Genomic DNA, 19312 nt, shown 5'->3' with positions numbered 1-19312 from the left:
CCGTCGGGGCGCCGGTCGTCGTCGCGCTGGACGTCGGCGGGACGGGGATGAAGTGCGCGCTGGTCCGCCCGGACGGCACGGTGGCGCACTCCGAACGACATCCGACCGGGGCCGAACGCGGCCCGGACGCGGTCATCGCCACCATCCTGGACGTCGCCGAGGGGCTGGCCGGCAAGGCCCACGCCGACGGGCTCGCTCCCCGGGCCGTCGGCATCGCCGTGCCGGGGATCGTCGACCAGGCCGCCGGCGTGGCGGTCTGGTCCGCGAACGTGGGCTTCCGGGACGTACCCCTGCGGGAGCTGGCGGTGACGCGGCTCGGCCTGCCCACGGCGCTCGGCCACGACGTGCGCGCCGGCGGGCTGGCCGAGGCCCGCCTCGGGGCCGGACGTGGCACCCCGCACGTGCTCTTCGTCGCGGTCGGCACCGGGATCGCCGCCGCCCACGTGGTCGCCGGCACGGCCGTCGTCGGCGCGCACGGCGCCGCCGGCGAGATCGGCCACATCCTGGTCCGCCCCGGCGGGCCGCGCTGCGGCTGCGGACGGGTCGGCTGCCTGGAGGCGGTGGCCTCGGCGGCGGCCGTCGGCCGCCGGTACGCGGAACTCGCCGGCGCCCCGGGCAGCACCGCCGCGGACGTGGTCGACCGGGCGGTGGCCGGCGACGAGCTGGCCCGGGAGGTCTGGCAGGACACCGTCGAGGCGCTCGCCGACGGGCTCGCCACCGGCCAGGCGCTCTTCGACGTGCAGGCCGTCGTGCTCGGCGGAGGTCTCGTCCGCGCCGGCCGGCACCTGTTCGACCCGCTCCGCACGGCCCTGCGCGAACGGCTCACCTTCCACCGGGAGCCCCGGCTGGTGGCGGCTACCCTCGGCGACGAGGCCGGCTGTCTCGGCGCGGCCCTGCTCGCCCTCGACCTCCTGGAGGAAGCATGACCGTACGGGTGAACGGCAAGGTGGTGACCCCGAACGGCGTGATCCGTCAGGGGTGCGTGGAGGTCGAGGAGGGCCGGATCCGGGCCGTCGCCGAGTACCCGTCGGTGCGCGACGGCCACTGGATCGTGCCCGGCTTCGTGGACATCCACACCCACGGCGGCGGCGGGCACACCTTCACCACCGGCGACCCCGACGCGGCCCGGCAGGCCGCCGCGTTCCACCTGCGGCACGGCACCACCACCCTGCTGGCGAGCCTGGTCAGCGCCCCGTTCGCGCTGATGAGCACGGCCACCTCGGCATTCGCCCCGCTGGTCGGGGAGGGGGTGCTCGCCGGTATCCACTTCGAGGGCCCGTACCTGTCCGACGCGCGCTGCGGCGCGCAGAACCCGCAGTACCTCCGCGACCCGTCCACCGACGAGCTGGCCGAGCTGATCCGAATCGGCGCGGGCACGGTCCGGATGGTGACGCTCGCGCCGGAACGTGACGGCGCGCTCGCCGCGATCAAGCTGCTCACCGGGGAGCGGGTGGTCGCCGCGATCGGGCACACCGACGCCACCTTCGACCAGACCCGGGCCGCGATCGCCGCCGGGGCCAGCGTCGGCACGCACCTGTTCAACGGCATGCGCCCCGTGCACCACCGGGAGCCGGGGCCGGCCGTGGCCCTGCTCTCCGCGCCCAACGTGATCTGCGAGCTGGTCGGCGACGGGGTGCACCTGCACGACGGGATGCTCACGTTCGCCGCCTCGGTCGCCGGCCCGGAACGGATCGCGCTGGTCACCGACGCGATGGCCGCCGCCGGCATGCCCGACGGCGGGTACGAGCTGGGCGGTCAGGCGGTCACCGTGACCGACGGGGTGGCCCGGTTGACCGAGGGCGGGGCGATCGCCGGCAGCACCCTCACCATGGACGCCGCGCTGCGGCACGCGGTGGCCGCCGGAGTGTCCATGGCGGACGCCTGCCGCATGCTCGCCACCACCCCCGCCCGCGCGGTCGGCCTGGACCACCAGGTAGGGGCCCTGCACCCCGGTCTCGCCGCCAACCTGGTGGTCCTCGACGACCACCTCACCGTCCTGCGCGTCATGCGAAACGGCCACTGGCTCCCCTGACCCCAGCCCCCGCCCGGTGGGGAGTTCGACAGACGACAGTCGTGGGGGCGTTTGTAGGATCCCGGGGTGCTGGGACAGGGGCTGGGGCGGAAGCAGGGTTCGGAGTCGGGGGCCGCTGCTGGTGACGGGCGTCGCCGGGTGAACGCGTACCACGTGGTGGGGGCGGGGTTGGTGCTCTGGTCGGCCGGGGTGGCCGTCCAGCACACCTGGGCCACCGACTTCCTGCTGCACGTGGCGACGGTCGACACGCTCGCCCGGGACCTGTTCACCCCACCGGACCCGATGACCGGCACCGGCGCCGGCAGCCCCTACCACTCGCCGCTGACCTGGCTGCTCGCCGTCGTCGTACGGGTCACCGGGCTCTCCTCCACCGCCGTGTTCGGGGTGCTCGCGGTGCTGAACACGACGCTGCTGGTGTGGGCGTTCCACAGGTTCTGCCGCTGGTTCACCGGTTCCCCGCTCGGGCCGCGTTCGCGCTGCTCGCCACGCTCTTCCTCTGGGGGATCCGCCCTCCGGTGTGGAGCGGGTTCCTGTCGCTGCGCTCGCTGGCCGAGGTGGTGGCGTACCCGAGCACCACCGCGGTCGGCCTGATGCTGCTCGCGTTCGACCGGCTGCTGGCGTACCGCCGGAGCCGGGAGCTCGGCCCGCTGGTCTCCTTCGGACTTCTCGGCGCGGCGATCACCCTGGTCCACTCGTTCACCGCCGTGAACACGGCGCTCGGCGCGACGGCGGTGCTGCTGGCCGCCGGCCCCCGCTGGCGCGGGTCGGACCTGTTCCGTGTCGTCGGAGTCGGAATCGGCGCGTTCCTGCTGGTAACGGCGTGGCCGTTCAGCACGGTGAGCGGGCTGTTCACCGGCGCGCCCGAGTTCGTGGAGATCCACCGGCAGCTCGGCGAGGGGATGCTGAGCCCCACGCAGCTCTCCTGCGCGTACGGGCTGCTCGGGCTGGCGCCGCTGGTCCTGCGCCTGCGCGCCCAGCGTCGTGACCCGTTGGCGCTGATGTGCGGGCTGGCCGTGGCGGTGCTGGTGGTCGCGTTCGCCACCGGGCAGTACCACCTGCTGCGGGTCGCGCCGACCGCGATGCTGGCCCTGCACGTCGCGTTCGGCGCGTTCGTCGCCGGCGCGGTGCTCCGCTGGCCGCCGACCACGTCGCCCGCCGGCCGGACCTTGCCGGCGGACGGGGAGAGCGCGCCCGTCGGGGGCGGACGGGCGGGGCGGCGGCTGCTCGGGGCGTTCGCGGCGCTGGTGCTGCTCGCCGGCCTGGCGGTGGACGTCACGCCGCTGAACGGCTTCCTCGGCGCGGCGCCGACCGGCGCGCTGCCCGAGGCGCTGCGGGAGCGCGCCCGCACGCCGAGCCTGAGCGGCCCGTCCCACGAGTACGACTTCGTCACCCGGTACGTGCCCACCGGCGTCACCGTGCTCACCGACCGGCGGCACGCCGACCGGCACCTGAACTGGTTGGGCTACCACACGGTCAACCCGGGCTGGCCGAACCCGTGGATCGGCGACGAGAAGGAACGTGAGGCGGCCCGGCGCGAACTGCGGGCCCCCGGCACCACGCCGGGGCGGCGGGCCGCGATCGCCGAGCGGTACGGCGCGACCTGCGTGCTGATCACCCAGACCCGGGCGGTCAGCGGGGACGGCGCGATCGACGGGTACGCCCGGGTGCGCGACCTGCGCGGCGGCGGCCTGTTCTGCCGCTGACCCGGATCACCGGCAGGGCGCCGGCAGCACCGCAGGGCCGGCACGACGCCGGCAGCACGCCGGTCAGGCCGGGGTGACCTCGACGCCCAGGACGGCCTGCTCGTCGGGGCGGTGCACCAGCACCTCGTTGAGGTACGACTGGACCGCCGGGGCCATGCCCACGTCCCGGCCGGCCTGCTCCGACAGCAGCCACTTGTGTTCGATGATCTGCGCGAACACCTCCTGCGGCTCCAGTTTGCGGCGCAGGTGCGCCGGGACGGCCCGGACCACCGGCTCGAACACCTCGGTCAGCCAGCGGTGCGCCGCCTGCTGCTCGTCGGTCAGGTCGCTCTCGGCGCGGTACGCGTCCAGGTTGTTGAGGAGCTTGCGGGCCTGGTTCTCCTCGGCGTCCAGGCCGGTCAGGCGGAGCAGCCGACGGGTGTGGTAGCCGGCGTCGACCACCTTCGGCCGGATCAGGTACCGCCCGTCCTCGATGGTGGAGAGCGCCACCTCGGCGACGTCGAAGCCCAGCTCGTTGAGGCGGCGGATCCGACTCTCGATGTCGTGCCGGGCCTCCCGCTCGACCTGCTGCTCGTAGGTGATCTCGTGCCAGAGGCGCTCGTACCGCCGCACGACCTCCTCGCAGACCACCTCCGGGTCGACCGACTCGTGCAGCAGCCCGGCGGCCTGCAGGTCGAGCGCCTCGCCGAAGATGTTCACCCGGGCGATCTCCAGGTCCTCGCCGCGTTGACCGTTGGACAGGGAGGTGCGCAGCGCCCCGGTCTCGGCGTCGACCAGGTACGCGGCGAACGCGCCCGCGTCCCGCCGGAACAGCGTGTTCGACAGTGAGCAGTCGCCCCAGAAGAAGCCGGTCAGGTGCATCCGGACGAGCAGCGCGGCGAGCGCGTCGAGCAGCCGTTCCAGGGTTTCCGGGCGCAGGGTGTGCGAGAACAGCGCCCGGTACGGCAGGGAGAACTGGAGGTGCCGGGTGATCAGCACCGGGTCCAGGGGCTCGCCGTCGGGGGCGTGCCGGTCGGCGACGATCGCGACCGCCTCCACCGAGGGGAAGTCGATCCGTTCCAGGGCCCGGAGCAGGTCGTACTCGCGTTCGGCGACCCGCTCGCCGGTCTCCTTCACCGCGTAGACGAACCCACCGAGACGGACGAACCGGACGATGTGCCGGGAGATGCCCTGCGGCAGCGCCACCAGATGCTCGGCAGGCCACTGCTCCAGCGGGGTCGACCAGGGAAGGTCGAGCAGCGCCGGGTCGACAAGGGCCGAAGTGATCCGCACGGGTCAAGCATGCCGCCTAGCCCCGGTGCGGCGCTTCCCTTCGTGGCTCGGCCCACAGCGTCGGACCGGCGGACGCCGCCGGCCGGTAGCGTGTCCGACGTGCGTGAGACCCCGACGGTACGGCGAAAGGCCCGGCCCGCCCCGGTGCGTCCCGCCGGTTGGTGGTGGGACGCGCTGCTGCTGGCCGGGCTGGTGGGGATCACCGTGGCGCTGGCCGCCGGCCACCTCTTCGGGCTGGACCTGGCGGTCGCCGACTGGGCCGCCGACCACCGGCCGACCGTCGCGTACCGGATCGCGGTGGTGTTCAACCTCCTGGGCCAGGGCACCCCGTTGACGCTGCTCGCGGCGGGGCTGGGCGTGGCGTTGGCGGTCCGGCTGGGGTCGGTGCGGCCGATCCTGCCGCCGGTGGTGGCGTTCGGGCTGACGACGTTCACCATCGGCCCGTTGAAGGTCTGGACGGCCCGGCCCGCGCCGAGCGCCAGCGTCAAGGAGCCGTACCTGCCGGTCGAGCAGACCCTGCCCCTGTTCTCCGACGAGCTGCCGTTGCGGTTCGCCCAGTCGTACCCGTCGGGGCACGTGGCCAACGCGATCGTCTGGTACGGCGTGCTGGCGCTGCTGCTCGCCCCGCTGCTGCGCGACTTCGGCCGGCGCGTGCCGCCCCGACTGGTCACCGCCATCCGGGTGGTCCCGCCCGTCGTGGTCATCTTCACCACCACCTACCTGGGCTGGCACTGGTTGACCGACTCGGTGGCCGGGCTGCTGCTCGGGCTGCTGCTGGACCGGATCCTGCGCCGGATCCCGTGGGACGCCCTGCCGCTGCCGGGTCGGCTACGGCGCTGGAACCGGCCGTTCACCCCGTACCCCTAGGGTCGGGGTCGTGGATCGACTGGCGCGACGGTTGGGCGTGGCCGACGCGGTGGTCGTCGGCCTGGGGTCGATGCTCGGCGCGGGCGTCTTCGTGGTGTTCGCGCCCGCCGCGGCGGCGGCCGGCGGCGCGGGTCTGCTGCTCGCGGTGGCCGTGGCCGGTTTCGTGGCGTTCTGCAACGCGACCAGCTCGGCCCGGTTGGCCGCCCGCTACCCGGAGTCCGGCGGCACCTACGTGTACGGGCGGGAGCGGCTGAGCCCGTACGCCGGTTTCCTGGCCGGCTGGGGGTTCGTGGTCGGCAAGACGGCGAGCTGCGCGGCGATGGCGCTGACCATCGGGGCGTACCTGTGGCCGGAGCGGGCGCGGCTGGTCGCCGTCGCCGCCGTGGTGGCGGTGACCGCGGTGAACCTGCGCGGCATCGGCAAGACCGCGACCGCGACGAAGATTCTGGTCGGCGTGGTGCTGGCGGTGCTGGCGCTGGTCGCGGCGACCGGCGTCGGCGCGGTCTCCGTCGACCGGCTGGGTGACCCGGGCGGCTCGGGTCGGGGCGTGCTCACCGCCGCCGGCCTGCTGTTCTTCGCGTTCGCCGGGTACGCCCGGATCGCCACCCTCGGTGAGGAGGTACGCGATCCGGGGCGGACCATCCCCCGGGCGGTGCCGCTGGCGTTGGGCGTCGTGCTGGCGATCTACCTGGTCCTGGCGGTGGTCACGGTCGGCGTGCTGGGGGCCGACGCGCTGGCCGGTTCCGCCGCCCCCCTGGCCGACGTGGTGACCGCCGCCGGCCTGCCCGGTCTGGCTCCGGTGGTGCGCGCCGGCGCGACCGTGGCGGTGACCGGGGTGCTGTTGTCCCTGGTCGCCGGGGTCGGCCGGACCACCCTGGCGATGGCCCGCCGCCGGGACCTGCCGGGCGGGCTCGCCGCCGTGCACCGCCGCCACCGGGTGCCGCACCGCGCCGAGCTGACCGTCGCCGCCGTGGTGATCGTGGTGGCGCTCCTCGGCGATGTCCGTCAGGCGATCGGTTTTTCGAGCTGTACGGTGCTGGTCTACTACGCGATCACCAACGCGGCGGCGCTGACGCTGGGGCGGGAGCCGGACCGGCGGTTGCCGGGGCGGGCGTTGGCGGTGGCCGGGCTGGTCGGCTGCCTGGTGCTCGCGGCCAACCTGCCGCTGGGCAGCGTGCTCGCCGGTTTCGGCGTCCTCGCCCTCGGCACCCTCTGGTACGCCGCCCGCCACCGCTTCCGCTTCCGCTTCCGCCGAGTCACCCCTTGATCGACTTCGGTCGACCACCCCCTTGATCGACTCCGTTTCCGCGAAACGGGTTGGTCGTGAGCGCCCGACACCCCCAGATCAAGGATCTCGGCGACCGGCCCGACCAGCCCCCGCCGGACGTACACCGTGCCTTTTCGAAGACCGCCGACATGACATCCACTACCGTGGAAGTCTCCGTCAGGGCGGCTGAAAGACGGTGCCGACCGTCAGGACGTGCCAGACTCGTCCGACTCGGCGGGCAACGGCTCCGCAGGCAACGACTCCACGGGTGGCGGCGCGCTCCGGGCCGGTGGTCCGCCCGGAGTCGGCGGCGCGACGCGGGCGGCCGGAGCCGTCGGGGGCGGGACAACGCCCGGCGGGACGGACCGGGAAACGGCCGAGGGCGGAATGTCGGGGGCGGTGACCTCGCGGAGCAGCGCGTTCAGGCCGGCGCGGCGGGCCAGCACGGTCAGCCGGTCACCGGCCACGATCACCAGGCGCGGGTCGGGGCGCCACTCGGAGCGGGGCTGGCCGGCGCGGGCGTGCGCGAGCAGCCGCACCTCGCCGGGACGGCCGACCGCGTCCAGCGGGTGACCGTCCAGCGGAGATCCGGCGGCCACCGAGACCTCGGTGACCAGCAGCGCGTGCCGGCCGACCGGGATGGTGGCGATCATCGCGCGGTCCAGCAGGGCGGCGGCGAACGACGGCGCGGCCAGGTACGACACGCTGCTCGACGCGCCGATGCCGAAGGCACGCTGGATGCGTTCGGCGAAGTCGCCGTCGAACAGGCGCAGCACCACGCGCAGGTCCTCGTTCAGCGCCCGGCCGTTGAGGGCGGCCTGGAGGTTGGTGGCGTCGTCGGTGGAGACCACCACCAGGGCCTGGCAGGCGCCCACCGACGCGGCCCGCAACGTGTCCTCCAGCGCCGCGTCCCCGACGATCAGCGGTACGCCGAGCCGCCGGGCCAGCGACGCGCCACGCGGCTCGGCGTGCCTGTCGATCGCCACCACCTCGACACCGAAGTCGTGCAGCAGGGCCATCACCCGGGTGCCGACGTTGCCGAGGCCGACCACCACCACGTGCCCGGCCCGGTCCGGCTGGATCCGGCCGGAGTGCAGGGCCAGCCGGGCGTTGACCACGCCGTCGACCACCACGGCGGTGATCAACGGGATCAGCGCCAGGCCGGCGACGCTGAGCACCACCTGCATGATCTGCTCGGCGAGCGGCTTGGCGGCGTCGGGATCCTGGCCGGTGAGCGTGGTGACCAGGGTGAGGTAGAGCGCGTCGGCCCAGCTCAGGTGGGCGGCCCGGCCGTTGAGCCAGCCGAGCGTCCCGATCAGGGCCAGCACCGCCAGCACCGCAGCCCCGATCTTGCGGGTGGCGAAGCTGCGTACCGCGCGCAACGGCACCGCCAGCGGCCGACGCCAGCCGCGCCGCCGCCGGGCCCTGGCCAACCGGCGGGCGGCCAGCTCCGCGCCGGGGGCCCGGCCGGTCGCCTCGGCGAGCACCACGTCCGCCGTGGACTCGTCGGCGGGCAGCAGCCGCACCTCGCGGGGATCGCGGGTGTCGGCCACCGCGCAGACGACTTCCTCCGGGCGTACGTCGTCGCGGTGGGCCACGTAGAGGGTGCGGCCGGCGTGCCGGAAGTGGGTGGGGGCGACCTCGCCGAGCGCGGCGGCGACGAACGCCGGGGCGGCCATGGTGGCGTCCGACAGCACCGCCGAGTCGGGGAAGATCTGCCGGACCCCGTTGGCCAGGCCGGTGTTGAACATGCGCACCACCAGGCGCAGCTTCGGCTCGACCTCCTGCGCGCAGAGCGCGGCCGACAGGTTGCCCACGTCGTCCTGGTGCAGCAGGGCCAGCCCGGCCGCGTCGGCCAGCCCGACCCGGCGGAACGTGGCGGTGTCCAGCCGGTCGGCCCGGACCACGTCGACGCCGTGGATGTGCCGCCCGTCCGGGCCGTCGGAGCGGGGACGTTCCGGCACGATGAGGGTGACCCGGATCCGGCCGCTGGCGACCTCGCTGGTGAGCAACGCCCGAACCACCCAGTAGGCGAGCGGGTCGTGCCCGCAGACCACGTAGTGGCGTCGGGAACCGTTGGGGCGTAGTCGTCGGCCGGCCCGCCACGCGCGGTCGAGCAGGGGCTCCGCCATGCGCCGCATGGTATCCACCGCCGTCCACGCGCCGCGGGCGAGGCATGCGGCCCGACGCTACGGGTAGAGCTCAGCGGTGCAGACGTTCCTTCCGTACCCGGATTTCCTGGCCAGCGCCCGGGTGCTGGACCAGCGCCGGCTCGGCAAGCAGCGGGTGGAGGCGATCCAGGTGCTGCGCGGCCTGACCCGACCCGGGTACGGCTGGCGGCACCATCCGGCGGTGAAGATGTGGGCCGGGTACGAGGAGGCGCTGGTCCGGTACGGCCTGGACGTGTGCGCGGTGTGGCGCGCGGGCGGGCGGGCGGACACCTGCGCGGCCACCCTCGTCGCCGATCTCGCCACCGGCTGCGGCCTCCGGGTGGTCCGTACCCAGCCGGAGCTGGCCGGGGCCGGTGACCTGCCGCCCTGGCTGGGCCGGGAGGACCTGCACCGCAGCCACCGGTCGTCCCTGCTGCGCAAGGATCCCGACCACTACCGCCCGCTCTTCGGTGCCGTGCCGGACGACCTGGAGTACGTCTGGCCCGCCTCGGACCGCCCCCGCCGCTGCCCCGACGGGTGACCCCGGCGCGCCCCCCGACCTGCACGGAGGGCGGTCCGGCCGGGGCTGGGGGAGACTGGGCGCATGGCGCTGTCGCAGCGGGTCGGCCGGTTGATCGGCGTACGGGAGCACCTCGTGGACCCCGGCGGTGGGGGCGCGTCGCGGGTGCCCCGCCCGGTCGACGTGGTGGTGGTCGGCGGTGGCATCGCCGGCATGTCGGCGGCGGTGGTGCTCGCCGAACGGGGCGTCCGGGTGACCGTGCTGGAGGCCGCGCCCACCCTGGGCGGGCGGCTCGGCGCGTGGCCGGAGACCCTGGCCGACGGCAGCCGGCAGGTGGTCGAGCACGGCTTCCACGCGTTCTTCCGGCAGTACTACAACTGGCGGTCGATCCTGCGGCGGGCCGACCCGGGGCTGGGTTTCCTGCGGGCGGTGCCGGGTTACCCGATCCTGAGTCGACGGTGGCCGACCGAGGAGTTCGGCCGGCTGCCGCCGGCCCCGCCGGCGAACCTGCTCGCCCTGCTGCTGCGCAGCCCCAGCCTGCGGCTGCGGGACCTGCGCGGAATGGACCGGGACGCCGCGTTACCGCTGCTCACCTACGATCCGGAGCGCACCTACGCCGAGCTGGACGACCGGACCGCCGCCGAGCTGCTCGACTCGCTGCGGCTGCCGGACCGGGCGCGGGCGATGCTGTTCGAGGTCTTCTCGCACTCGTTCTTCAACCACGAGGCGGAGATGTCGGCCGCCGAGATGGTCGCGCAGTTCCACTTCTACCTGCTGGGCAACGCCGAGGGGTTGGCGTTCGACGCGCCCGCCGAGGACTACGCGACGGTGATCTGGGCGCCGCTGACCCGGCACCTGCGGCGGCACGGCGGTCGGGTGGTCACCGGGGCGGCGGCCACCACCCTGGCGCGGGACGCGGACGGCTGGCAGGTGACGACCGGCGACGGCACGGCGTACCGGGGCGGGCACGTGGTGCTGGCGGTCGACCCGCCGGCGCTGGCCGCGCTGGTCGGGGCCTCCCCCGGGCTCGCGGCGGTCGCCGGGGACCTGGTGGCGCGGATGCCCGCGTTCGGCCCGCCCGGTCCGCCGTACGCGGTGGCGCGGTACTGGCTGGACGGGGACGTGCGCGCCGACCGGGCGGTGTTCAGCGGGGTGTCCCGGGAGGCCACCCTGGACTCGGTGACCCTCTACCACCGGCTGGAGCGGGAGTCCCGCCGCTGGGCGGAGCGCGTCGGCGGTTCGGTGGTGGAGGTGCACGCGTACGCGTGTGAGCCGGGGGTGGCCGCCGACGTGCTGGCCGAGCGGATGCGCGGCGAGCTGGCCGCGCTCTGGCCGGAGGTGGCCGGGCTGCGGGTCCGTGAGCTGCGCGCCCGGGTGGAGGCGCAGGCCCCGGCGTTCCGGCCGGGCGGCCAGGCGACCCGGCCCGGGGTGCGCACCGGCGCCGCCGGCCTCTACCTGGCCGGCGACGGGATCCGGACGGACTTCCCGAGCGCGCTGATGGAGCGGGCGGCGGCCACCGGGATCATCGCCGCGAACCACATCCTGCGCGCCGAGGGCGGGGCCGCCGAGCCGGTACGTTCGGTGCGTCCGCGTGGGCTGCTCGCCGACCGGCCCCCCGGGAAATGACGTTTTCACGAAATTAGCACTGGTATACGAATAAGCTGGGCGTAACGGTACGCCAGCGAGGGACCTGTGCAGTCACGCCACCAGCGGCTCCGCGCGGAGCCGACGCCCCGCCTCGACGAGGCCGGCCGCCCCGAGCCCGACGCCAGCGCGGGACACCCCGGGACGGCGGCGGAACGGGCGTGCGTGGTGACCGCGCTGCGGCTCGGCTGGTGGATGGCCGACGCGTACCACCACGCGCAGCTCACCGGCCTGGGTGACGGGGGCGGGCCCCGTCCGACCGTCCCCCCGGCCAAGCTGTCCAACCTGACCGAGATGTCGGGACGACAGCGCATGCAGATGTACCTCGACGGGGTGGACGTGGCCCTCGCCCAGATCGCCGCGTTGAGCCGCAACGACGGGGTCGGCCCGTCCACCGCCGCCGCCCAGGCCAAGGTCGGTCGGGCCCGGCACGACCGGCCCGGCGACGTGGCCGCGATGCTGTTCGCCCTCAACGAGCTGAACGTGGACGTGCTGCGCTGGGCGATGGCCACCAACCACCGGGTCGGGCTCGCGTACCGGCTCGGACGCTCGCTCGCCGACACCGTACGGCGGTGCGACGCCGAGCAGTTGGCGCACCGGTTCGGCGGCCGGCAGACCGAGCTGCGCCGCTGGCTGGAGGAGCTGGCCAGCGTGCTGCCGCCGTACGCCGCCCCGGTGGTGCGCCGCTCGCTGGAGAGCTGGACGACCGCCGTCCGGGCCACGCTGGCCGGCGACCCGGCCGAGGCCGAGCCCCGCGACCTGGCCCACGAGCTGCGCAACCAGGGCGACCTGTGGCGGGGCGTGCTGACCGGCGGCCTGCACCCCCGGGACCTGCTCGACGAGGAGCACTACGCGATCGTCGCCCGCAACCTGATCATCCGGGACCGGAAACTGGTGGTCCGGGCCGCGCGGGGAATCTTCTACCCGGTGCTCGTACCGCTGGTGCTGGTCCTGGTGGCGGTGGTCGGGGTGAGCGCCGCCGCGGCCGGCGGCTCCCCGGTCACCCGGGCTGCGATCGCGCTGCTCGGCCTCGGCGCGGGGCTGGCCGCCATCTGGCGTTCCGTCTCCGGGCCGGCGTTGCAGGTGGCCAGCGAGGTGAACCGGCCGCTGCTGCACAGCGAGCTGGTGGCGCAGATGGCCGACTGCGTCAGCCGCCCGCTCGACGCGGCCCGCGCCGCCACCGCCGCCCGCCGGGGACGCGCCACCTGACCTGCTGCTCCGGCCCGACGCGTCCGGCGGGGCCGGTGGCTCCGGTGTCCCCGCCCGGCTGAGCGTCCCCGTTGGCCGGTGGGTCGGCCCGCTCAGCCGGGCGGCCGGCGGCCCCTCCCGTCCGGGCTCACGAAGGATCTTCCTGAGCGCGCCGTCGGTCCGGTGCCGGCCTCAGTCACCCCACGAACCGGCCGGCCCGGCTCCGACATCCGGTCCGGACGTTTTTTCCGGCGGGACCGCCCAGGTGAACCGCGCCGGGCGGCGTTCGTGGAAGGCGGCCACCCCCTCGCGGGCCTCGCCGCTGGTCTGGACCTGCCCGTACCACCAGGCGACCCGGTCGGCGTCCGCCCGGCCGTCCACGATCTCCTTGGCCGCGACGACGGTGAGCTGCGACCGGGCGGCGACGCTCCCGGTCAGCCCGGCGACCCGGTCGGCGAGCCGGTCCACCGGCACGACCTCGTCGGCGAGCCCCACCCGGACGGCCCGTTCGGCGTCGATCAGCTCGCCGGTGAAGAGCAGGTACTTGGCGGTTGCCGGGCCGACCAGGGCGGCCAGCCGGCGGGTGGTCGGGGCCGGGTAGACCAGCCCGAGCCGGGCCGGGGGCACCCCGAACCGCGCGTCCGCGGCGACGATCCGCAGGTCGCAGGCGACGGCGAGCTGACAGCCGCCGCCCACGCAGGCCCCCCGCACGGCGGCGATCGTCGGTTTGGCGAAGGCGGCCAGCCGTTCCTCGGCGGCGACCGCGACGCCGGCGTCACCGAGGGCCAGCGTCTCCCCCAGGTCGGCCAGGTCCGCGCCGGCGCAGAAGGTGTCCCCCGCCCCGGTGAGCACCAGCGCCCGGACGGCCGGGTCCGCCTCGACCCGGTCCAGCAGCACCGGCAACCGCCGCCACATCTCGTGGGTCATCGCGTTGCGCCGGGCCGGGTTGCTGATCGTCACGGTCGCCACCGGCCCGGTCACCTCGACCGTCAACTGCGGGTCCGACACCGCCCACCACCCTTCTCGTCCGCCGACCCTAACGACGCGGGCCCGGCGACCACCGGGGTGGGTGGTCGCCGGGCCCCGCCGGGCGCCGGTCAGCCGGACGGTCGGTCCGGCCGGTGGATCACCGGGATCAGGCGATGGTCACCGCGAGATCGTCCAGGACGAACGAGGTCTGCAACGACACGTCCTCGGTCGCCACGAACCGCAGCGTCACGCTCTGTCCCTGGTACGGGGCCAGCGACAGGCTCCGGGACACGTACCCGTCGCTGCGGCTGAGGTTCGAGTACGTGGCCAGGGTGGCCAGCACCGCCCCGGACCCGTCGAGCACCTGCACCCTGATCGTGTCGTACGCCTTGGTGGTGCTGGTCTCCGCCGTCCGCACGCTCATCCAGTAGCTGAGCGTGTAGGTGGCGCAGCCGGCCGGCAGGGCGAGCCGCTGGTCGAGCGAGTCGGTGCTGGTCCGGCCGTGACCGCCCAGCCAGGCGCTCCAGACGCCGGTGCGGGCCGGCTGGCCGACCGCGCCGAACTGCCCGACCACTCCGGGGGTGGCCGTCCAACCCGTGCCGCCCGACTCGAAGCCGGGGTCGACGAGCTGCTGCCCGACCGGGCAGACGCCGCCCGGCCCGTACACGATCAGGGTGAGGCTGGCCGTCCGGGTGACCGTCGCTCCGGTGGCGGTGACCGTGACCGGGTAGCTGCCCGCCGGGGTGCCGGCGGCCGTGGTGACGGTCAGCGTGGTCTGGCCGTCGGAGCTGGTCACCGTCGGACTGAACGAGGCGGTCGCACCGGCCGGCAGGCCGCTGACCGAGAACGTGACCTCCGGCTGCGCCGCCCCGCCGGTGGTGGCCAGGGTGAGCCCGGCCGTCGCCGACTCGCCCGCGTTGACCGCCGTGCTGGTCGGCGTCAGGGTCAGCGAGAAGCCGTCCGCCGCCGTGCAGGCCGCGTCGCCGCCGGCGACGTTCACCGCCGTCCAGGCCGCCTGGACGGCCCGGTACTCGACGCCGCAGCCGCCGAACAGGTCGGCCGCCGCCCGCAGGGTGTACGCCCGTGCGGTGTTGCCCGGGTTGGCGGTGTTCACGTACGACGTGTTCGAGGTGAAGTAGACGTCCAGCGCCCGCCACCAGATCCGCTCCGCCCTGGTCCGGCCGATCCCGGTGACCGCCGGGGCCGAGCCGCACACCGGCGACGTGCCGTACGGGGTGGCCCCGGTGCCCTCGGCCAGGTTGAAGAAGAAGTGGTTGCCGACGCCGGACGAGAAGTGCACGTCCTTGCCGGCGGTGGCGGTCGACCAGCAACTGTCCGAGACGCCGTCCTGCGCCGGGTTGTACATGACCCGCAGCGCCGGGCCGAGCTTCTCGCCGATCCGGTAGTCACCCGGGTCGGTGGGGTTGTTGGCGTAGAACTCGACGGCGGTGCCGAAGATGTCGCTGGTGGCCTCGTTGAGACCGCCGGCCTCACCGGCGTAGGTGAGACCGCCGGGGACCACGTTGTCGGTGACGCCGTGGGTCATCTCGTGCCCGGCGATGTCCAGGGAGACCAGCGGGCTGGCGTTGCCCCAACCGTCCCCGTAGGTCATCTGGAGGCCGTCCCAGAAGGCGTTGTCGTAGTTGTCGCCGTAGTGCACCCGGCTGCGCACGCCCCGGCCGTCGCCGAAGACGCCGTCGCGGCCGTGCACGTTCTTGAAGTAGTCGTACGTCTTCGCCGCCCCGTAGTGCGCGTCCACCGCCGCCGACTGTCGGCTGCCGACGGTGCCGCTGCCCCAGACGTTGTCGGCGTCGGTGAAGGGCGCGCAGGTGACGGTGTCGTTGCCCATGTCGCAGGTGGAGCCGTCGCCGCGCACCGGGTCGGTGAGCGTGTAGCTGCCGTTGGCGGCGACGGTGTCGATGGTGACCTGGCCGCCGTGCACGCCGTACCCGGTGCCGGCGACCATGGCGATCTCGTCGTACGTGCCGATCAGCCGGCCGGTGGTGGCGTCGACGACGACGTGGAGACGGGACGGGGTCTGCCCGTCCGGTTGCCAGCCGGTGATCACCGTCTCCCAGGCCAGCCGGCCCTTGCCGGAGGTGGCGTCGACGAACAGCTCCGGCGTGCCCACCGAGGTGCGTCGGCCCTTGAACCGCGCCGCGGCCAGCGTCTTCGCCGAGGCGGCCGGGAACGTCGGCTTGACGTCCAGGGTCAGCGGGGTGGTCAGGCCGACCGACGAGCCGGCGTACCCGCCGCCGGGCGTGGTGTGGATGACGAAGTCCCCACCGGCGACCCGCAGGCCCTGGTAGCGACGGGTGTAGCGGACGTGGCCGGCGCCGTCGCGGTCGACCGTGGTGCGGTGCGCCGCGTACGACTCGCGGTTGCTGCCCTTGACCACGGCGGGGTTGGCCCGCAGCGCGGAGCGGGCGGCGGCGTCCGGGTCGGCGGGCGTGGGCGCCGCCTGGGCCGGGGTGGCGGCGACGCCGGTCAGCAGGCTGCTGGCGAGCAGCGCCGAGCTGACAGCGGCGAGGGATCTTCTCACATGCCCTCCTGGCAGGCAGAGGTGTGACAGTCAGTCACGCAGGTGGACGTGGCGACCGAGGGAGGCATGAAAGATGAGGTGGAGGTGTCCCCCGTCGACACCCGGCCGTCCGGCCGGACACGGTTTCCCGGCGGTGGGTCCGCAGGGTCTCGTCGCCCGTCCGAACGGCATGAGACCAGCCCGGTCGACAGATGTCAAGATCGTTTGCCTGGTTGAGGGTCCGCAGTGGATGTTCGGCCGACGATCTCGTCCCGGGAGCCGACGCGACAGGTCCCCACGGCCGGCCGGGGCGCACCGGAACGGGGTGGGGACCCGCCGCGGCCTGCGGGGGACGGCGGCCCGGCCGGTCTCAGAACATCTGGCCGACGCGGATCCGGTTGCCGAAGGGATCACGGACACCGAAGTCGATGCCGTACGGACGCTCGGTCGGCTCGTCGGTGATGTCCACGCCCTTCGCCACCAGGTCCGCGTGCGTCTGGTACGCGTCGTCGGTGGTCATGAAGAGGTAGCCGCCCGCGGCGCCCTTGGTGAGCAGCTCCCGCACCTGCTCGGCGGTGGCCGGGTCCAGCGCCGGCGGACCGGGCCTCTCCAGCAGGATCTCCCGTTCGCGGTCGCCCGGGACGTTCACCGTGAGCCAGCGCATGAAGCCGAGGTCGACGTCGGTGTGCACCTCCAGCCCGAGCTTGCCGACGTAGAAGTCGAGGGCCTCGTCCTGGTCGAGCACGAAGATCTGGGAGCGGCTGATCGCGTTCATCATCGTCATGCGAGCACCGTAGAGCCCCGCGCTGACCTGCTGCTTATCCAAAACTGCTGGGCCGGGTCCAGGCCTTGGCGAAGCAGCTCGGCACGGCGTCGGCAGCCGCCCGACGCCGCCGGAACGCGGTGGGCGACTCGCCGACGATCCCCCGGAAGGTGCGGCTGAACGTGCCGAGGCTGCCGAAGCCGACCGCGTAGCAGATGTCCGTGACGTCCCGGTCCGTCGTCATCAGCAGCGACATCGCGCGTTCGACCCTGCGACGCTGGAGGTAACGGTGCGGCGTCTCACCGAAGGTCGCCCGGAACGTCCGGATGAAGTGCGCCGGGGAGACGTGCGCGATCCGGGCCAGGGTGGGAACGTCCAGTGGCTCGGCGTACGAGCGGTCCATCGCGTCCCGGGCCCGCAGCATCGCCCGGTTGGACTGCTCCACCGCGCGGCTCATCCGCCCATCACGGCCGCCAGCCTACGACGAATTGCCTGCTCACCGACCAACGGGCGAAGCCGCCGCCACTGAGGCACAATGTCTACTATGGAGTTCAGCGTCGACGTGGCAGCGCCGTACCGGCTGCGGGCGTGGGCGCTCGGGCCGGTCGGGGCGCCGCCACCGCTCGTCACGGGCGCGGAGGCCACCGCGACGACCTGGCCCCCGGCCCGGGTGGACCGGCTCGCCGCCCGGCACCGCGTGATCACGTACGCCCAGGTCGGCCGGTCCACGGGCGGCGACGTCGGCCGGTCCACGGGCGGCGGGTCGACCCCGGAGGGGTCGACGTCGGGCGGGTGGGGTCCGCCGGTCGGGTCCGTCCAGGGCTGAACGGACCCGAAACCAACGGGAAAAGGAGCCCCCGGCCGGGATCGAACCGGCGACATCTCGCTTACAAGGCGAGTGCTCTGGCCAGCTGAGCTACAGGGGCGCGTGCGTCCGTGGTCAGCATAGCGACTGGCGTCCGGATTTCCTCCTTCACCAGGGCCCTCAGCACCGGAAACGTGATCCGATGCGACACCCGGGGCCGGGTTGTGACGCCAGGGTGCACGCAACGCAGCCAATTTACGAGCGATTGATGGCCGTGCGTGCCTGACTGACCGGTATGCGAATGTCGTCGGTCCCATCCCTTGCCCCCCGCCTTGGCAGCGGAGGAAATCCCGTTTACCGTGCAGTGACACGGACGACATTCCGGCGCCCCTCAGTTGCCGGGTTTCGCCCGGTTGGCCGGCGCGGCACCGCGCCGGTCGCTCCTTCACTCGGATCGTCCGGCACGTTCCTGCCGGTGAAAGGAAGCACCCCTCATGGCCACGGTCACCTACGCCAAGGCGTCCCGCATCTACGCGGGCACCGAGCGTCCCGCCGTCAACCAGCTCGACCTGGAGATCGGCGACGGCGAGTTCCTCGTCCTGGTCGGCCCCTCCGGTTGCGGCAAGTCCACCAGCCTGCGGATGCTCGCCGGCCTGGAGGACGTCGACGAGGGCTCGATCTACATCGACCAGCGCGACGTCACGCACCTGCCGCCGAAGGCCCGCGACATCGCGATGGTCTTCCAGAACTACGCCCTCTACCCGCACATGACGGTGTACGAGAACATGGCGTTCGCGCTCAAGCTCCGCAAGACCTCGAAGGCGGAGATCGACCGGCGGGTGAAGGAAGCGGCCAGCCTGCTCCAGCTCGAGGAGTTCCTCGGCCGGAAGCCGAAGGCCCTCTCCGGCGGCCAGCGCCAGCGGGTCGCGATGGGCCGGGCCATCGTCCGGGAGCCCCAGGTCTTCCTCATGGACGAGCCCCTGTCGAACCTCGACGCCAAGCTCCGGGTGCAGACCCGTACCCAGATCGCGTCGTTGCAGGCCAAGTTGGGTGTCACCACCGTGTACGTCACCCACGACCAGGTCGAGGCGATGACCATGGGTCACCGGGTGGCGGTCATGCTCGACGGCGTCCTCCAGCAGGTGGACACCCCCCGGGCGCTCTACGACACCCCGGCCAACGTCTTCGTCGCCGGCTTCATGGGCTCCCCCGCCATGAACATCAAGACCGTGCCGCTGGGCGAGAACGGCGCCTCGTTCGCCGAGATGCTCATCCCGCTGGACCGCAGGCAGGTCGAGGCGGCCCGCGCCGAGGGCGGCAACGGCAAGGTGACCGTGGGCTTCCGTCCGGAGGACTGCGACCTGGTCAGCCCGACCGAGGGCGGCATGCCCGTCGTCGTCGAGCTGGTCGAGGACCTCGGCTCCGACGCCAACGTCTACGGCCACGCCGCGCTGGAAGGCGCGAACGAGCGGTTCGTGGTGCGTACCGACCGGCGGGCCATGCCGAACATGGGTGACACCGTGTTCGTCAAGCCGCGCCCCGGCCGTACCCACGTGTTCAACGCCGCCACCGGGCACCGGATCTGATGTGACGGAGAAGGGGGCGGCCCGC

At 74.1% G+C, this 19312-nt stretch carries 17 protein-coding genes and 1 tRNA gene; 11 read left to right on the top strand and 7 right to left on the bottom strand.

Going from position 1 to position 19312, the window contains the following annotated elements:
• Positions 1–26: 26 nt before the first annotated feature.
• The 4 genes from O7606_RS22500 to O7606_RS22485 all read left to right on the top strand — a co-directional run bounded on the left by O7606_RS22500 (position 27) and on the right by O7606_RS22485 (position 3735).
• The gene (locus tag O7606_RS22500) at positions 27–926 is read left to right on the top strand and encodes an ROK family protein (protein ID WP_281599812.1); all 900 of its coding nucleotides are present in this window, start codon (positions 27–29) and stop codon (positions 924–926) included.
• Positions 923–2032 carry an N-acetylglucosamine-6-phosphate deacetylase gene (gene nagA / locus O7606_RS22495; protein ID WP_281596007.1) on the top strand — a complete coding sequence of 370 codons (1110 nt, stop codon included), beginning with the start codon at positions 923–925 and terminating at the stop codon, positions 2030–2032. The genes O7606_RS22500 and nagA overlap by 4 nt, the downstream gene beginning before the upstream one ends.
• 66 nt (positions 2033–2098) lie before the next feature.
• On the top strand, positions 2099–2623 hold the full coding sequence (locus O7606_RS22490; RefSeq protein ID WP_281596006.1) for a hypothetical protein: 525 nt from the start codon (positions 2099–2101) through the stop codon (positions 2621–2623).
• Positions 2548–3735 carry a hypothetical protein gene (locus O7606_RS22485; protein ID WP_281596005.1) on the top strand — a complete coding sequence of 396 codons (1188 nt, stop codon included), beginning with the start codon at positions 2548–2550 and terminating at the stop codon, positions 3733–3735. The genes O7606_RS22490 and O7606_RS22485 overlap by 76 nt, the downstream gene beginning before the upstream one ends.
• Before the next feature lie 63 nt (positions 3736–3798).
• Here O7606_RS22485 and O7606_RS22480 read toward each other — a convergent pair whose 3' ends face one another.
• The gene (locus tag O7606_RS22480) at positions 3799–5007 is read right to left on the bottom strand and encodes a DUF4032 domain-containing protein (RefSeq protein ID WP_281596004.1); all 1209 of its coding nucleotides are present in this window, start codon (positions 5005–5007) and stop codon (positions 3799–3801) included.
• A 99-nt stretch (positions 5008–5106) separates the two neighbouring features.
• Between O7606_RS22480 and O7606_RS22475 the strand changes: the two genes are divergently transcribed.
• Complete coding sequence (locus tag O7606_RS22475) at positions 5107–5874, top strand: phosphatase PAP2 family protein (RefSeq protein WP_281596003.1); 768 nt, start codon at positions 5107–5109, stop codon at positions 5872–5874.
• Between the two features lie 10 nt (positions 5875–5884).
• Positions 5885–7141, top strand: a complete 1257-nt coding sequence (locus tag O7606_RS22470; RefSeq protein WP_281596002.1) for an APC family permease — start codon at positions 5885–5887, stop codon at positions 7139–7141.
• Between the two features lie 206 nt (positions 7142–7347).
• Here O7606_RS22470 and O7606_RS22465 read toward each other — a convergent pair whose 3' ends face one another.
• Complete coding sequence (locus tag O7606_RS22465; protein WP_281596001.1) at positions 7348–9282, bottom strand: NAD-binding protein; 1935 nt, start codon at positions 9280–9282, stop codon at positions 7348–7350.
• Positions 9283–9349: 67 nt separating this feature from the next.
• On the opposite strand from O7606_RS22465, the gene O7606_RS22460 reads away from it, so the two are divergent.
• The 3 genes from O7606_RS22460 (at position 9350) to O7606_RS22450 (ending at position 12664) form a co-directional block, all read left to right on the top strand.
• Positions 9350–9832: an MSMEG_6728 family protein gene (locus O7606_RS22460; protein ID WP_281596000.1), complete on the top strand. Its 483-nt coding sequence runs from the start codon at positions 9350–9352 to the stop codon at positions 9830–9832.
• A gap of 63 nt (positions 9833–9895) precedes the next feature.
• Entirely contained in the window at positions 9896–11437 is a 1542-nt protein-coding gene (locus tag O7606_RS22455; RefSeq protein ID WP_281595999.1) for an FAD-dependent oxidoreductase, read from the top strand.
• A gap of 66 nt (positions 11438–11503) precedes the next feature.
• A complete protein-coding gene (locus O7606_RS22450; protein ID WP_281595998.1) occupies positions 11504–12664 on the top strand; it encodes a hypothetical protein in 1161 nt (386 codons plus the stop codon).
• Positions 12665–12835: 171 nt separating this feature from the next.
• Here O7606_RS22450 and O7606_RS22445 read toward each other — a convergent pair whose 3' ends face one another.
• The 4 genes from O7606_RS22445 to O7606_RS22430 form a co-directional block, all read right to left on the bottom strand.
• On the bottom strand, positions 12836–13651 hold the full coding sequence (locus O7606_RS22445) for an enoyl-CoA hydratase/isomerase family protein (protein ID WP_281595997.1): 816 nt from the start codon (positions 13649–13651) through the stop codon (positions 12836–12838).
• A gap of 127 nt (positions 13652–13778) precedes the next feature.
• Entirely contained in the window at positions 13779–16154 is a 2376-nt protein-coding gene (locus O7606_RS22440) for a M4 family metallopeptidase (protein WP_281595996.1), read from the bottom strand.
• Between the two features lie 349 nt (positions 16155–16503).
• On the bottom strand, positions 16504–16917 hold the full coding sequence (locus O7606_RS22435) for a VOC family protein (protein ID WP_281595995.1): 414 nt from the start codon (positions 16915–16917) through the stop codon (positions 16504–16506).
• Between the two features lie 34 nt (positions 16918–16951).
• The gene (locus tag O7606_RS22430; protein ID WP_281595994.1) at positions 16952–17353 is read right to left on the bottom strand and encodes an AraC family transcriptional regulator; all 402 of its coding nucleotides are present in this window, start codon (positions 17351–17353) and stop codon (positions 16952–16954) included.
• Between the two features lie 87 nt (positions 17354–17440).
• Here O7606_RS22430 and O7606_RS22425 point away from each other — a divergent pair, with 87 nt between their 5' ends.
• On the top strand, positions 17441–17722 hold the full coding sequence (locus O7606_RS22425; protein WP_281595993.1) for a hypothetical protein: 282 nt from the start codon (positions 17441–17443) through the stop codon (positions 17720–17722).
• Between the two features lie 26 nt (positions 17723–17748).
• On the opposite strand, the gene O7606_RS22420 is transcribed toward O7606_RS22425, so the two are convergent.
• Positions 17749–17822: transfer RNA gene (locus O7606_RS22420), tRNA-Thr, on the bottom strand.
• Positions 17823–18195: 373 nt separating this feature from the next.
• On the opposite strand from O7606_RS22420, the gene ugpC reads away from it, so the two are divergent.
• A complete protein-coding gene (ugpC, locus tag O7606_RS22415; RefSeq protein WP_281595992.1) occupies positions 18196–19287 on the top strand; it encodes a sn-glycerol-3-phosphate ABC transporter ATP-binding protein UgpC in 1092 nt (363 codons plus the stop codon).
• Positions 19288–19312 lie beyond the last annotated feature (25 nt).

The sequence above is a fragment of the Micromonospora sp. WMMD882 genome (genome assembly GCF_027497255.1).
Taxonomy (GTDB): Bacteria; Actinomycetota; Actinomycetes; order Mycobacteriales; family Micromonosporaceae; genus Micromonospora.
This window is presented reverse-complemented; position numbering and strand designations above follow the sequence as displayed.

Bases quoted from the DNA above. Each gene is read 5' to 3' on its own strand.
- O7606_RS22465 (WP_281596001.1), bottom strand. From the start codon at position 9,282: ATGCGGCGCATGGCGGAGCCCCTGCTCGACCGCGCGTGGCGGGCCGGC.
- nagA (WP_281596007.1), top strand. From the start codon at position 923: ATGACCGTACGGGTGAACGGCAAGGTGGTGACCCCGAACGGCGTGATC.
- O7606_RS22455 (WP_281595999.1), top strand. From the start codon at position 9,896: ATGGCGCTGTCGCAGCGGGTCGGCCGGTTGATCGGCGTACGGGAGCAC.
- O7606_RS22435 (WP_281595995.1), bottom strand. From the start codon at position 16,917: ATGACGATGATGAACGCGATCAGCCGCTCCCAGATCTTCGTGCTCGAC.
- O7606_RS22430 (WP_281595994.1), bottom strand. From the start codon at position 17,353: ATGAGCCGCGCGGTGGAGCAGTCCAACCGGGCGATGCTGCGGGCCCGG.
- ugpC (WP_281595992.1), top strand. From the start codon at position 18,196: ATGGCCACGGTCACCTACGCCAAGGCGTCCCGCATCTACGCGGGCACC.
- O7606_RS22425 (WP_281595993.1), top strand. From the start codon at position 17,441: ATGGAGTTCAGCGTCGACGTGGCAGCGCCGTACCGGCTGCGGGCGTGG.